This window comes from Phytohabitans flavus, assembly GCF_011764545.1.
GTDB lineage: Bacteria > Actinomycetota > Actinomycetes > Mycobacteriales > Micromonosporaceae > Phytohabitans > Phytohabitans flavus.
Map to the genome: position 1 here is coordinate 4,503,657 of NZ_AP022870.1, position 14,777 is coordinate 4,518,433.

The 14,777-nt window shown below is 70.0% G+C and carries 10 protein-coding genes; 7 read left to right on the forward strand and 3 right to left on the reverse strand.

The features are described 5' to 3' along the window. Window positions 1-33: 33 nt before the first annotated feature. Window positions 34-1,182, forward strand: a complete 1,149-nt coding sequence (locus Pflav_RS43745; RefSeq protein WP_197938643.1) for a BTAD domain-containing putative transcriptional regulator — start codon at window positions 34-36, stop codon at window positions 1,180-1,182. Between the two features lie 38 nt (window positions 1,183-1,220). Next, complete coding sequence (locus tag Pflav_RS43750; protein ID WP_197938644.1) at window positions 1,221-3,110, forward strand: ATP-binding protein; 1,890 nt, start codon at window positions 1,221-1,223, stop codon at window positions 3,108-3,110. Between the two features lie 49 nt (window positions 3,111-3,159). On the opposite strand, the gene Pflav_RS19670 is transcribed toward Pflav_RS43750, so the two are convergent. The 3 genes from Pflav_RS19670 to Pflav_RS19680 all read right to left on the reverse strand — a co-directional run bounded on the left by Pflav_RS19670 (window position 3,160) and on the right by Pflav_RS19680 (window position 7,020). Continuing rightward, window positions 3,160-3,945: an ABC transporter permease gene (locus Pflav_RS19670; protein ID WP_173037454.1), complete on the reverse strand. Its 786-nt coding sequence runs from the start codon at window positions 3,943-3,945 to the stop codon at window positions 3,160-3,162. After that, window positions 3,942-4,907, reverse strand: coding sequence for an ATP-binding cassette domain-containing protein (locus Pflav_RS19675; RefSeq protein WP_377308484.1), 966 nt, complete (start codon window positions 4,905-4,907; stop codon window positions 3,942-3,944). Before Pflav_RS19675 ends, Pflav_RS19670 begins: the two co-directional genes overlap by 4 nt. 220 nt (window positions 4,908-5,127) lie before the next feature. Then, the gene (locus Pflav_RS19680) at window positions 5,128-7,020 is read right to left on the reverse strand and encodes a CocE/NonD family hydrolase (protein WP_173037455.1); all 1,893 of its coding nucleotides are present in this window, start codon (window positions 7,018-7,020) and stop codon (window positions 5,128-5,130) included. A 312-nt stretch (window positions 7,021-7,332) separates the two neighbouring features. Between Pflav_RS19680 and Pflav_RS19685 the strand changes: the two genes are divergently transcribed. The 5 genes from Pflav_RS19685 to Pflav_RS19705 all read left to right on the forward strand — a co-directional run bounded on the left by Pflav_RS19685 (window position 7,333) and on the right by Pflav_RS19705 (window position 14,617). Next, on the forward strand, window positions 7,333-9,294 hold the full coding sequence (locus Pflav_RS19685) for a M6 family metalloprotease domain-containing protein (protein ID WP_232071643.1): 1,962 nt from the start codon (window positions 7,333-7,335) through the stop codon (window positions 9,292-9,294). Between the two features lie 2 nt (window positions 9,295-9,296). After that, on the forward strand, window positions 9,297-9,716 hold the full coding sequence (locus Pflav_RS19690) for a hypothetical protein (protein ID WP_173037457.1): 420 nt from the start codon (window positions 9,297-9,299) through the stop codon (window positions 9,714-9,716). Beyond that, window positions 9,713-10,270 carry a TlpA family protein disulfide reductase gene (locus tag Pflav_RS19695; RefSeq protein WP_173037458.1) on the forward strand — a complete coding sequence of 186 codons (558 nt, stop codon included), beginning with the start codon at window positions 9,713-9,715 and terminating at the stop codon, window positions 10,268-10,270. The genes Pflav_RS19690 and Pflav_RS19695 overlap by 4 nt, the downstream gene beginning before the upstream one ends. A gap of 7 nt (window positions 10,271-10,277) precedes the next feature. Continuing rightward, a complete protein-coding gene (locus tag Pflav_RS19700) occupies window positions 10,278-12,833 on the forward strand; it encodes a M64 family metallopeptidase (RefSeq protein ID WP_173037459.1) in 2,556 nt (851 codons plus the stop codon). An 869-nt stretch (window positions 12,834-13,702) separates the two neighbouring features. Continuing rightward, window positions 13,703-14,617, forward strand: coding sequence for an IS982 family transposase (locus tag Pflav_RS19705; RefSeq protein ID WP_173037460.1), 915 nt, complete (start codon window positions 13,703-13,705; stop codon window positions 14,615-14,617). Window positions 14,618-14,777 lie beyond the last annotated feature (160 nt).

Here is a 14,777-nt window from a genome sequence, read left to right on the forward strand (position 1 = left end):
TCGGGTAGCGCGCCCGTTGCCTAGCCTGATGGGGTGGGCATTGATCTGGTACTGCTCAGCGGAGTCTCCTACCGAGGGCAGGAGGTAGCCGGGCACCGGATGCGCGGCCTGCTGGCCCTGCTCGCCGGCGAGCTGCGGACCGGGTGCGGTACGAGCCGGCTGGTGGACGGGCTCTGGCCGGACGAGCCGCCCGCAAACCCGGTCAAGGCCGTGCAGGTGCTCGTGTCCCGGGCGCGGGCGCAGCTCGGTGCCGGCGTGATCGCCAGCACCGCCACCGGATACCGGCTGGCCCTCGACGAGGACCAGGTGGACAGCAGCGCGGTACTCGTACGGGCGGCGGCCGGCACCCGGCAGCTGCGAGCCGGTGACCAGTCGGCCGCGCTCGCGCACGCGGAGGCGGGCCTCGCCCTCTGGGACGGTGCCGTGAGCGACGGCGCCGGCGGGTACGACCCGGTGGCCGACCTGCGGAGCGAGCGGACGGCGGCGCACCGGTCGCTGGTACGCATCCGCGCGCTCGCCCTGGCTCGGCTCGGCCGGCACGGCGAGGCCGTCGACCCGCTGACCGCGCTCGCCGCCGAGCTGCCTCGGGACGAGGAGGTGCTGCTGGAGCTGCTGCGCTCCGAGGCGGCCACGGCCGGGGCGTCGGCGGCGCTGGCCCGCTACGAGACGTACCGCCGGGCGCTGCGCGACGAGCTCGGCATCGACCCGGGCGCCGCGCTCCAGGCCGCGTACAAGCTGCTGCTGGACGGTGACACGCCGGCCGTCCGGCACGGGGTCGCCGCCGAGCCGAACCAGCTGCTGGGCCGCGACGAAGACCTGGCCGCGGTGGCCGCCATGGCCCGCCGGTCCCGGGTCACGTCGATCGTCGGCCCCGGCGGTCTGGGCAAGACCCGGCTCGCGAACGCGGTCGGCCGTAACGCCGAGCAGCGCGTGGTGTACGTGGTCCCGCTGGCCGGCGTCGCCACCGACGAGGAGGTCGTCCGGCAGGTGGCGTCCGTCCTCGGCGCCGGAGAGCTGCGGCTGGCCCACCTGCCGGTGCCGCCGGACCCGCTCACCGGCATCGGTGCCGCGCTGGGCCCCGGCCCCGCCCTGCTGATCCTGGACAACTGCGAGCACGTGATCGGTGGTGTCGCAGAGCTTGTACAAGCCCTTGTGTCGACCCTCCCCAGCTGCACGTACTGACCACGAGCCGCACCCCGCTCGCCCTGTCGTCCGAGTCGGTGTACGCGTTGCCGCAGCTCAGCCTGCCGGCCATGGTGGAGCTGTTCACCCAGCGGGCCAGAGCCGCCCGCCCGGGCGTCGAGCTGCCCGCCGACACGGTCGCCGACCTTTGCCGCCACCTGGACGGGCTGCCGCTCGCGGTGGAGCTGGCAGCGGCCCGGGTCCGGGTGATGACGGTGGCCGAGATCGCCGGTCACCTGACCGACAGGTTCGGCCTGCTGCGCGGCGGCCCCCGGGACGCGCCGACGCGGCACCGGACGCTGCACGCGGTCGTCGACTGGAGCTGGAACCTGCTCGACCCGGCCGGGCAGGTGGCGCTGCGCACGCTGTCGGTCTTTCCGGGCGGGTTCACCGCGGACGCCGCCCGGCACCTGCTGCGCGGCGAGGTACTGGGCACGCTCGAGGACCTTGTCGACCAGTCGCTGCTCAAGGTGGCCGACACCCGGTCCGGCGCACGGTTCACCATGCTGGAGACGGTGCGCGAGTTCTGCGCCGCCCAGCTGGCCGCGACCGGCGAGGACGACAAGGTCGCGGCCGGTTTTCTGGCCTGGGCGCGGGACTTCGGGCTGGCGCACCACGAGGCGGCGTTCGGGCCCGACCCACTCGCCACAGTGGACTCGATCAGAGCCGAGCGGGACAACCTGATGCAGGCACTGCACCAGGCCACCGCGCGGGCCGACGGCGCCACCGTGGCGGCGATGACCGCCGCTCTGGCCAGCCTCTGGCTCATCGAGTCGGACTACGCCCGGATGATGGCGCTGACCACCGAGACCGGCTGGGTGCTGTCCCACTACCGGCCCGAACCGGACTTCGTGGAGGTGACCCGCACGGCCGCCGCACTCTGTACGGCGTTCGTCTTCAGCGCCGGGCAGCCGCCGGCGGTACGTTCGCTGGCCACGCTCGGCCGGCTCCCGACCGCGCCACCGGACACCCTGATCCGCGCCCTGGCGGCCGTGCTCCGGGCGCTGCCGGAGCTGCTGGCGGCCGGCGCCGCGCGGCTGCACGAGCTGTGCGAGAGCGACCAGCCGCTGCTGGCCGGGGTCGCCAATGCCGCCGCCACATACGTATGGGAGTACCAGGGCGAGCCCGAGCGCGCCCTGGCCGCCGCCGAACGCATGCTCGCGTCGTTCCAGGACCAGCCGACGCCCTGGGCGCGGCTGCTCGCCCACGGCCGGATCGCCGACCTACACCTGCAAGCCGGGCGGGGCGGGATGGCCCTGCCCCACCTCGAGGCCGCGATGCGGGTGCTGGACTCGGTCGGCATCCGCAACGAGACGCTCGGCGTCCGGCTCGGCATGGTGCTGGCCAACCTCCAGGTCGGCGACGTCGACGCGGCCGAGCGGCAGCTGGCTCTCGTGGAGCCGGACCAGCCCGACGACGCGGTGGAGGTCCGCACCTTCAACTCCGCCGTACGCGCCGAGATCCTGCTCGTCCGCGGCCGGGTCGAGGCCGGCCTGCGGATGTGGCGGCGGGTCGCCGGGCTGCTGCGCGAGACGGTGGACCGCGGCGGCGTGCCCGGCCTGGACGGCTGGACCTTGGAGGTCGAGGCGGCGACCGTGATCTCCCACGCGCACCACGGCCGGCTCGACCTCGTCGCCCCGCTCACCGCCGCGCTACCGGACCGGCTGTCCACAATGCTGACCACCCTCACCGCGAACCGCACGTACCTGATGGGTTTTCCGATCGGCGGCGCGCTGCTGCTCGCACTGGCCACAGTGGAGCTGGACCGGGGCGCGGTGGCCTCCGGCGTACGGCTGACCGCGCTGGCCGAGCGCTTCCACTTCATCCGGGGCTTCCGGCCGACCATGTCCCCGACCACGCCCGGCAGACCGCCGAGCAGGCCGACAAGGCGGCGTACGCGGAAGCCGTCTCCGCGTACGCCGCCCTGACCGCCGACGAGCTGACCCTGGCCGCACTCGACCTGCTGCGGGAGCGTGCTCAGGCCTGACGGTTGTACAGCCGCTTCGCCCACAGGTAGCTGACCAGCGCGATGCCGGCCGACCAGGCGACCGCCGCGATCCAGCTGTTGCCGATCCCGGTACCCAGCAGCAGCCCGCGGAGCGTCTCGATGATCGGGGTGAACGGCTGGTACTCGGCGAACCAGCGCAGCCCCACGGGCATCGAGTCGGTGGGTACGAAGCCGCTGCCCAGGAACGGCAGGAACACAAGCGGCTGCGGCAGGTTGCTGGCGCTCTCCACGGTCTTGGCCACCAGGCCCGTCGCCACCGTGAGCCAGGTGAGGGCGAAGGCGAGCATCCCCAGGACACCGGCGGCCGCGACCCACTCCACCACGCTGGCGTTGGGCCGGAACCCGATGGCCAGCGCCACCCCCAGCACCACCGCCACCGCCAGGTAGGTCTGGAGCATGGCGCCGATGACGTGGCCGGTCAGCACCGACATCCGGGCGATCGCCATGGTCCGGAACCGGGCCACGATGCCCTCGGTCATGTCCATCGACACCGATATCGCGGTACCCATCGACACGGCCGCCACCGCCATCAGCAGGATGCCCGGCGTCACGTAGTCGAGGTACTCGCCTCGGCCGCCCGGCCCCGCGCCCAACCCGTTGCCGAGCGTACCGCCGAACACGTAGACGAACAGCAGCAGGAACACCACCGGCAGGCCCACCAGCTGGAGGGTCATCGACGGGTACCGCCGCATGTGCTTGATCTGCCGGCGCACCATCGTCGCCGAGTCCGCCAGCGCGTAGGAAAGGGTGCTCATCGGACGGCCTCCATCTTCTCGTTCGCCTGCTTCTTGTCGGTCAGTGCCAGGAACACGTCGTCCAGGTCCGGGGTGTGTACCGTCAGCGTCTCCACCTCGATCGACGCGTCGTCCAGCCGGGCCAGCAGCGCCCGCAGGGAATGCACGCCGCCGTCGTGCGGCACCTGGAGCACGAGCGTCTCCTCGTCACCGCCGGTCAGCCCGAGCGTCCGGGCGGCCAGGTCGAGCTCCGTCGGGTCGGTGAACCGCAGGCTGACGTGCCCGCCCGGGATGCGGCGCTTCAGCTCGTCCGGCGTGCCCTCGGCGACCAGCCGCCCCTGGTCCAGCAGCGCGATCCGGTCGGCGAGCTGGTCCGCCTCCTCCAGGTACTGGGTGGTCAGGAAGATCGTGACCCCACCGGCGACAAGCTCCCGGATGATCTGCCAGAGGCCGCGGCGGCTCCGCGGGTCCAGGCCCGTCGTGGGCTCGTCGAGGAAGATCACCCGCGGCTCGCCCACCAGCGTCATCGCCAGGTCGAGCCGGCGCTGCATACCGCCGGAGTAGGTGGTGGCCGCCTTCCGGCCCGCCTCCACGAGATCGAGCCGCTCCAGCAGCTCCGCCGCCCGCCGGCGACCCTCGCGCCGCCCCAGGTGGTGCAGGTCCGCCATCAGCAGCAGGTTTTCCTCACCGGTCAGCAGCTTGTCGACCGCGGAAAACTGCCCGGTCACCCCGATCGCGGCGCGTACCGCGTCCGGCTCGGCGCGCACGTCCCGCCCGGCCACCCGCATGTCGCCCTCGTCGGCGCGGATCAGCGTGGACAGGATCTGCACCATGGTGGTCTTGCCGGCGCCGTTCGGGCCCAGCAGCGCGAGGGTCGTGCCCTCGGCGACGGTCAGGTCCACACCGTCGAGCACGACCTTCTCGCCGTACGACTTGCGGAGCCCACGCACCGCGACCGCCGTGCCGTCCATGTTTGCTGTCATGCCCCGAACCATCCCCGGGCCCGGTTTCACCACGGCAATACCGTGGCAACACCACCTCGGGTCCCGCGATACCGCGGGCGCCGCCGTCAGTCGGTCGAGGTGCGGTGGATCTGGTACCGGGGCACGGCGGCATGGTAGCCGCGCGACGCAACGCCGTACCGGGGGCGGACACGCCGACCGGGGGCCGCGCTAGGCGCGACCCCCGGCTCGGGGAGGGGTGTCAGAGACCGGCCGCGTGCGCGGCGGCGGTGCCGCCGACCACGGGGAGCACGATGTTGCTGGTCTTGAGCGCGAACTGGAGGTTGGCGCGGGACTGGTCGGCCTGGCTGGAGTACTGCGAGTAGCTACCCACGATGATCACACCGATCCGGTGACCCGGCTGGAACACGTAGTCCTCCGGGAGCAGCGGGAAGCTGTAGTTGTACGCCTGGCCGGGCACGAGCGGCACGGCGGTGCGGATCGACTGGCGGTTCGCGGCGTCCATGATGCCCTTGGTCACCAGCTCCACATCGGACGTTGCCACCCGCTTCTGGGTCTGCCGGTAGCAGCCGTCGTCGGTCGGGCTTGTCTCGCCCCAGCAGTCCTGGGTGTCGAGGGTGATGATGCCCTCGCCCGAGGCGCGGTGGTTGACCCGCTCGGCCGAGCCGTAGTCGACAAGGATCGCACCGAGGTTGGTGTCGGTCTTGTCGGCCGTGACGCGCAGCTGCACCACGGGCGTACCCGAGATGTGCAGCGGTGCGGTCAGTGGCGCGGAGAGGTAGGCGAGCCGGTTCGGCTGTACCACGTCCGGGTTGAGGATCATCGTGTTCTGGCTCTGCGTCGGGTTGTCCAAAAGGGACTCGGTCTTCGGCTGCGCGACCGGGACCACCTTGAGCCCGCCGGCGCCGCCGGCGCCCGGCTGGAGGAAGATCTCGGTGTCGGCCTTGCCCGGCACCGGCCAGTCGGCGTAGGTCTCCCACACGTCGGCGGAGCGCTCGATGTCCACCCGCGGCTCGTCCATGATGCCGTTGGCGACGCCGTGCAGCCAGAAGTCGAACCACCGGTGCAATGTGGACACCCAGACCGAGCGGCGCGAGTCGAACGGGTCGACGTGCCCCTCCTGGGAGAGCCACAGCTTGCGCGGGATGTTGTTCTCGGCGAGCGCGTACCAGTACTTGCTGAAGTGGTCCGGGCGCACGTTGTCGTCGTTGAGGCCGTGGTACAGCAGCACGCTGGCGGTTTGGTTCGGCACCTTCTTGACGTAGCTGCGCTCGTTCCAGAAGGCGGTGTAGTCACCGTGCTCGTCGCCATCCTCGGCGGCGATCCGGTCCCGGGTTGGCTTGCAGTAGTCGCGCCGCGCGGGGTTGGTGACGGTGTTGGACAGCGACGCCACGTAGCTGTTGCCCCGGGTGATGACCCCGTTGCTGCGGACGTAGTCGTAGTACTCGGTCGGGCCGCTGATCGGCACCACCGTGGTCAGGCCCTTCACGCCGGTCACGGCCGTCGCCATGGCCAGCGAGCCGTCGTACGACTTGCCGATCATCGCGCTCTTGCCGTTGTGCCAGTCGGCCTTGACGATCTCGCCGGCGGCGTTGCGGGCGACGGCCCGGCCGTTGAGCCAGTTGATCGCCTGCTTGGCGCTGAGGTTGTCCTCGTTGGCGTTCGTGGTCGGGCAGCCGGTGGAGTTGTTGGTGCCGACCATGTCCAGCAGGATCACGGCGTAGCCGCGCGGGACGAAGTAGTTGTCGTAGAAAAGTGGCCACTTCTCGAGCAGCCCGTCGCCGTCCAAGTCGGCCTTGCACTCCGACTCGTTGCCACGACAGAGCGTCGAGTAGTACGGGCTCGCGTCCATGATGACCGGGACCTTGAGGCCGTCGAGCGTGGCCTTCGGGCGCATCACGTCGAACGCGATGATGTCCCGCAACCCGTCCCGGTCACTGTCGAATGTGGAATCGATGAACAGCCGCTCGCGGATCGCGTCCGCATAGCCGAAGACCGGCTGGGTGACGCCGTCGGAGACGACGATCGCCGGTGCGTCGGCCGCGAACGCGGGGGCCGGCCCGCCCACGACCGCGACCGCCGCGATCGGTAGCAGAGCGGCGGCCGCGCGGAGCAGCCTGCCGATACGACTCATGCACCCTCCAAAAAGACCTTGAGGAGGGGTACGTTATGGCGCCCGGCCCACTTCACGCCATACGCGGACGCCGAAATTTACGAGACTCAGTCAAGTGTCGGAAGCGGCTCCATGATCTACCGGCAGATGTACAGTGACGCGCTACGATCCGTGGCCATACATTCACGATCACCTCAGTGGCGGTTCGCGCCGATCTCCCGCTGGAAGGGCGACGTAATGCACGTTCAGAGATCCCGGCGAACGGCATGGCGAGCCGCACTGGCCGCCACGTTCGCGACCCTACTCGTAGCCTCCGGGACCGCCGGCCAAGCGATGGCGGCACCCGGAAACCCCGCCGGGGGCACCGGCCCGTTCGACGTTCTCGACCCGCAAACCTGGCAAAACCCGGACACGATGACCTGGGACAACTTCAAGCCGGTCCCGGGCAAGAACTGGGCGGACCCGTCCGTGACGGGGTCCGTACGTAACTTCAAAATCGCGCTGGTCACGCTCGACTACCCGGACCAGCCCTTCGTGGTCACCCAGCGGGCCCGCTCCTCGGTCTTCGGCAACCCGCAGGCGACCGCGCAGAACATCCCCCGCGCCCAGGTGGCCACGTTCTACAAGGACTTCCTCAACACGCCGAACACGCTGAACAAGGGGCACACCCTGCACGAGTACTGGATGCAGGACTCCAACGGCCGGTACGGCGTCGACCTGGCCGGGTTCGGCCCGTACGAGATGCCGGCGAAGTCCTACCAGTACGGCATCGACAACGGGTTCAACCCCGGTGCGTGCCCGACCGGCGAGCAGTGCGCCCGCAACATCCGTACCGACGGGCTCGCCGCCTGGCGCGCGGCCGTCGGCGAGGAGGTGGCCAGCCAGTACGAGCTGATCTTCATCCTCTCCTCGGGCCAGGACGAGTCGTCGACCTGGCAGGAGTTCGGCCAGATGATGTTCCAGACGAAGGAGGACGTGCCGGACGCCTGGGGCCCGCCGGACCCGAGCCTGCCGAACTACGCGCGCACCCGGTACGTCGAGTGGACCTCGTGGAAGGCCGCCGCGACCATCTGGCCGAACGCGGGTGGCGGCTCGTCCACCCAGGCGGAGAGCTCCGGCATGGGCGTGTACGCGCACGAGCTGAGCCACCTGCTGAGCATCGGCGACAACTACAACAACCCGTACGGCACCCCGCTGCGCCGGGCGTACACCGGCATCTGGAGCATGATGTCGCGCGGGTCGTTCAACGGACCGGGCGGCCCGCACACCCGCTGGCAGATCCCACCGGTGAACGGCGGCTCGATGGGCTCGCTGCACACCGTGCGGGACAAGGCGAAGATCGGGCTGCTCGGCGAGGAGCACATCCTGCGGCTCTCCCGCGAGGCGCTCGCGTCGTCCGGCCTGGTGGTCGCCGAGGTCACCGCGCGTGCTGTCGACGCCGGGCCGAAGGGCCTGACCGGCATCAACATCGCGATGAACCGGGACAACTCGCCGGCCTGCACGGTCAGCGAGGACCCGCTCTGTGACGGCGGCAACTACAACAACTACACGGTCGAGGTCGTGGACCGGATGGGCGCCGACTCGTTCACGCCCGACAACGGCGTGCTGATCAGCAAGACGAAGAACGCGGACAACGCGCCGTTCGTGTGGGTGATCGACGCCAACCCGCAGGACATCGACATGATCGACTTCTACCAGCCGAACGGCACCCCGCAGAAGATCACGATGGGCGACTACCGGCAGCTGTCGGACGCGCTCTTCCACGCGGGTACCCGGTCGGGCAGCGAGTACGAGTACATCGACCAGGCCAACCGCCTGCACTTCTACATCCTCGACCTCAAGCGGGACGCGAACGGCATCCTGTCGTACAAGGTCGCGGTGCAGTCGCTGGACGGCACCGGCGGCCCGAGCACGCACGGCCTGGCACTGAGTGACGGCAACCCCACGACGGCCACCAAGCCGACCAACCGGGGCGTCAACTGCAACTTCGAGCTGACCAACACCGGCACCTGGTCGGCCGGCGGCCAGCAGCACCCGGAGAGCGCCAACCAGTACCTCAAGTCGGACGTCTACCGCCTCACCGCTGAGGTCAACGGTGAGCTGCCCGGTTCGGGCTGGCGGGTCGAGGTGCCGAACGCGCTGGTGGCGGTCCCCTTCGGCAAGGAGAGCACGGTGAAGGTCTCGGTCGGCGCGACCGCCGACGCCACAGAGACCGGCTACGTGAAGCTGACCGCTACGTCGGTCAGCGACCCGACCAAGACGATCACCCGCCCCTGTCACGTCCGCAAGGGCTGACGTTGGCGCGATCCTTCGCCGGTTACGCCGCGGCGGTGCTCCTCGCCGTCGCGGCGTCCGGCTGCGGGGCCGAGTCCTCGTCGACGACCACCACCGTGCGGATCCTGGTGCGCGACATCAACATCCGCGAGGAGGGTGTCGACTGCGCCGGCACGGGACCGTACACGTACTTCCACAACCGGGCGCCGTTCCGTCTCCTCGACGGCGACGGCGAGACGCTGGCCGACGGCAAGCTCCCGCCTGGCAAGGCAGTCCGCACGTTCGAGGAGGACCTCGAAGTGGACCGGATCCCCACCTACTGCGAGTTCGCCGTGCCGGTCTCGGTGCCGCGGCGGGACGGCTACCAGCTCGTCGTGGACGACCAGCCGGCGATCCCGCTCACCTCGAACGAGGGCTTCCTCGTGGCGGTGGTGCCGTCGTGAGGATCGCCGCGGTGCTGCTCGCCGTCGTGATCGCCCTCGGGGCATGCAGCGACCCCGAGCCGCCGGCGCCGGCCGGTGGGGCGACCGCGCTGCCGGGACCGGTGCCGACCGGCCTCGCCCTACGCCCGGTCCCACCGGACACGCCGGGCGCACCTGTCTTCACCGGCGCTCTCACCGACGGGACAAACCTGGCGGTCGCCGACCTGTGGGCGGAGCGTCCGGTCGTACTGCTCTTCTTCAGCTCCTGGTGCACGACCTGCGCCGAGCGGCAGGACGCGCTCAGCGAGCTCGCCCGCGGCTACCGCGACCGGGTCGTCTTCGTCGGCGTGGTCACGGAGGACGAGCCGGCCGAGCTGGACGCGTACCTGCGCACGCACAAAGCCGAGTTTCCGGTGGTGGTCGACGCGGACGGGACCATCTCCCGCTCGTACGCGGTCCGCGAGCCAGGCGCCGTGGCGGTCGTGGCCAAGGGCGGGGCGCTGCTGCGCGGCTGGCCCGGCGGTCTCAATGCCTCCACATTGGACCAACGTATCCGTGAGCTCCTCTTAGGATAGGTAGGTAATGAGAAAACGAGCATTCCTGACCGTGGCGGCCCTGGTGGCCGGCATGCTAGTCGCTGGCCCAGCGCCGGCACGGGCGGCTGACCCCGCACCCTTGCCCGAGCCGAAGGTGCACCCGATCCAGATCACCGGCCCGGCGGCCGACCGGCTCAACCTGATCATCCTCGGCGACGGTTACCAGGCCGACCAGCAGAGCCTCTTCTTCGGCGACGTCGACCGCAACCTCGCGATCATGTGGGCGACCGAGCCGTTCCGCACGTACCGCGACTACATCAACGTGTACGCGGTCGAGATCGCCTCGATCGACTACGGCGTCCGCTGCGACCCCGACAGCCGGGTACGCCACCCGGACGGCACGATCCGCGACACCGGCGTGCGCGAGGGGCCGATCGACGGCAAGCGCACCGCGCTCCGGATGATCTACCAGAACGGCTGCGCCGACCCACTCTCCCGCGGCACCGTCTACGGTGGAGCGCCAGTCGGCTGCGCCAACGACGCGCCGTACTACCCGCCGGGCGTCAACCCGTGCGAGACCGGTAACCAGGCGCACAACCGCATCCTCGACACGTACGTGGCGCCGGTGCTGGGCATCCCGCGCACCTCGCAGAACGTGCAGACGCTCGCCATCTTCAACACGTTCACGTACGGCGGCATCGGCGGCACCAGCGCCACCACCTCCGGCGGCTCGCCACAGGGCCCGCTGATCTCGCTGCACGAGCTTGGCCACTCGCTGGGCACGATGGCGGACGAGTACCCGTACTCCTCCCGCGATGTGGTGCGCCCCTGCTACACCGGCGGCGAGCCCAGCAGCTTCCACCACACGATCACCACCGACCCGGCGCAGATGGTCGCCGACCAGCAGAAGTGGTGGCGGTGGGTCGGCGAGGAGAGCCTGTCCGGCGGCACGATCGGGGCGCACGAGGGCGGCGGTTCGTTCCCTTGTGGACAGCGCCGGCCGAGCGAGCACTCCATCATGCGGTGGATCGGCTTCGACTGGGACCAGGTCGGGCGCGAGCACATGGTCGCCCGGATCACCGGACGTCGCAACGCCGGCCAGATGGCCGTCGGGCACACTCCACTGGGGACAGTGCCGTCCGACGGCGTGCTGTGGGTGGAGACCGGGCACCCGCGCTACCACGAGCTCCAGGTGACCTGGCGGGCCAACGGCACCGTCCTCGACACGCACGGCAGCCGCAGCCTGGACCTGGCAGACCTGGATCTGCCTGAAGGCACGGTCGTCCAGGTCGAGGTGCGTGACCCGGTCGGCCCCGACGGCATCGACTGGGTGCGCAACCCCTCCACCGGCAACAGCGCGACAAACTCGGGCTACGAGGGCCCGCGCTTCGTGCAGACCCGCGAGTGGACCGTCGGCTCGTCTACTGTGGAGCCTTCGCCGGCCGCCGCCGAGATCACCTCCTCGACGATGACCACCCAGCCGGTCGCCGGCGACGAGGTCGTCTTCGTGGAGACCAACCACCCGGCCGACCGGATCCTCGACGTGGCCTGGTCGCTGGACGGCGCCGCCGTGCCCAACCCGCACAACAGCCGGCGCCTCGACCTCGGCGCGCTCGGTCTCTCCGCCGGCGCGCACAAGCTGGTCGCCACCGTGACCGATCCCGCCGGTGCGTCCGACTCGGTCGAGTGGACCGTCGACAACGCGCTGCCGACCGCCCCGCGACGGCTCTCCACACCGCTGACCACGCTGCCCGGCGCGGTGGAGCACCCGGTGTACTTCGACGGCTGGGACATGTGGCTCGACCCGACCGACGACCAGACCGGGCGTTACGTGGTGGGCCAGCTCCGGCTGGACAAGGACGGCTGGTTCAACTACTTCGGCTTCCCGGAGCAGCCGATGCCGGCGTCGCCGTTCCAGTTCCGCCACTCGGGTACCAACGTGAAGGCGCTGACGTACGGCAACCTTGGCACGGGCGGGCTCTCCCGGGCCACGTTCGAGCAGACGCTGCCGGACGACCACCCTAGCGGCGGGTTCGTCCCCGGCTTCGGCACCCACCTTGTCGAGCACCGCGCGATCGACCCGTCCGGCAACATCGGCAAGGCTGACAGCTACAAGGCCACCGTGCTGCCCGGCTCCTCCCCTGCCTGCACGACCACGCTGACCGGCCGCCAGACCCGGGTGACCGTGACGCAGGGCGTGACCTGCCTGACGAACGCGCAGGTGGCGGGCCAGGTGACGGTACGCGCCGGCGCCTCGCTCGTGGTCCGGTCCAGCACGATCACCGGCACGCTCGCGGCGAACGGCGCGCAGGCGATCCAGCTCTTCGGCTCGACGGTCAACGGCGCGGCCCAGATCGTGGGCACGACCCGGGACGTGACGGTCGCCGGCAGCACCTTCAACGGCGCGGTCATGCTGGCGAACAACACGCAGGTCACGGCCAACGAGAGGTACAGCCGCCTGTCCGGCGCGTACGGCCCGGTGCTGGCCGGCAACCGCATCAACGGCGCGCTGAGCTGCTCCGGCAGCAGCGCCCGGCCGAAGGACTTCGGCGCCCCGAACACGATCAACGGCGCCAAGTCCGGCGACTGCTCCCGCCTCTAACCCCAACTCCCATCCAGAAGCCAGGTTTCTGCGCCACCGCCTTCGGGCACGGCAGCAGAAACCTGGTTTCTGCTTTCTAGCCCCTGCCCCCTGCCCCTTGCCCCCTTGCCCATCCCGAGCGGGCCGCCATTCCATGATCGAGATTTGAGCTACCGCGACGTCCGCGGTGGTCCGGACCGCTGCTCCCGCAGCCTCACCCTCCGCGCTTCACAACCCGACCGCCAGCCTCGCGGCAGGCACGCAGACCGGAAGAACTCTGGATCTAGTCGACTTTCTGCCGCCTGGACGACAGAAAGTCGACAAGATCTCCCGGGCTTGGCCACAGCGTCACCTCCGGTGGGCGCTTTAGGTGGTTTGTCCGCGTGCCGCAGGCTTCAAGGCCGAGTGCTGCCGGCCGTACGGCGACCGCAGAGACCTGGTTGCCCTTGATCGACGCTGCGGCCGGACACCATCCAACAGATCATGGTCGTTTGCCGCCCCTCTGGAGCCTGTTGCAAAATTGCCCGACTACAGCGTGTGCGTAGAAAAACACGGCTGTGTCCGCCGCTGGCCGCCGAACGGCGGCCAGTGAGGGTCAACGCGACCCTCACTTCATGCGAATCTGGCGATTTTGCGACAGCCTCTCTGGGGGCAGTTGGGTACCACGATCGCTGGTGGGCTCCGACGATCAAGGGACCGCAGGTCTCCGCGGCCAGGGCGGGTCGACATCAGCCCGGACAGAGTGCCGGCAAACCGGTCGAAGGCGCCCAAACGGGAACGTGCAATGTGGACAAGGCCCTAGACGATCAATTCCAAGGGGTACGGGACAGCGAACGAACGCGAGGGTGTCGATGATCGACGTTGCCTAGCAACGAGACCATGGAGGCCGCGTGCACGCCGATCTGGACACCCTCGCCACCGCACTGTACGTGAAGATCGATGACGGGTTGAAGGCATCCCCGCAGCTCAATCCGGATCGGCCCGCGGTGGGCATCGCCCCGCAGATCACCGACGCCGAGCTGATCACCATCGCCGTCCTTCAGGCTCTGCTCGGCCACCACAACGAGACCCGCTGGCTACGCGCAGCCCGCAAGGACATCGGGCACCTGTTCCCCTACCTGCCCAAACAACCCGGCTACAACAAGCGCCTCCGTGCCCTGGTACCACAACTGGCCTACTTCATCGCGGTGTTGGCCGCTGAAACAGACCTGTGGCAGCACCCGATCCGTATCGCCGACTCCACCCCCGTGCCCTGCGGCACCTCCCGCACCACCGCCCAACACTCCGACCTGGCCGGCTGGGCCGGCTACGGCTACTGCGCCTCCCACTCCCGCCGATTCTGGGGACTACGCCTGCACCTGGTCACCACCGTGCACGGCCTGCCCGTCGCGTTCGCCCTGGCCAGCCCCAAAGCCGACGAACGCGACGTGCTGGTCGACCTGGTCTCACTACAACCGACCATGTTCCACCACCCAGACGGGCTGATCCTGGTCGTGGACAAGGGCTACCGCGACCGCGCCACCGAAACCTGGCTCAACGAAGCCAACATCACCGTCATCCGACCCGCCTACCGCACCGAGCCACCCCGCCCCGGCCGGGCATTACTGCGCGTCGTACGCCAGAACATCGAGTCGGTCAACCAAACCCTCAAAGACCAACTCGACCTAGAACGACACGGCGGACGAACCCCAACCGGCGTGGCCGCCCGCGTCCTGCAACGCATCCTCGCCCTGACCGCCGCGATCTGGCACAACTGGCACACCAGCCAACCGACCATGCGATCCCTGACCGCGTACGACCACTAACCCCTTGGAATTGATCGTCTAGGGCACGACGCGGGGCGCCTCCTGCTGAAAGCAGAGCAAATGCGGTCTGCAAGCAACTCGGGCCTAGTCCTGGTGATCGTTCGCCCAGAACCTGCGGCATCGCCGGCGTGTCGCGCAGGAATCGGGCGAACGATCACCA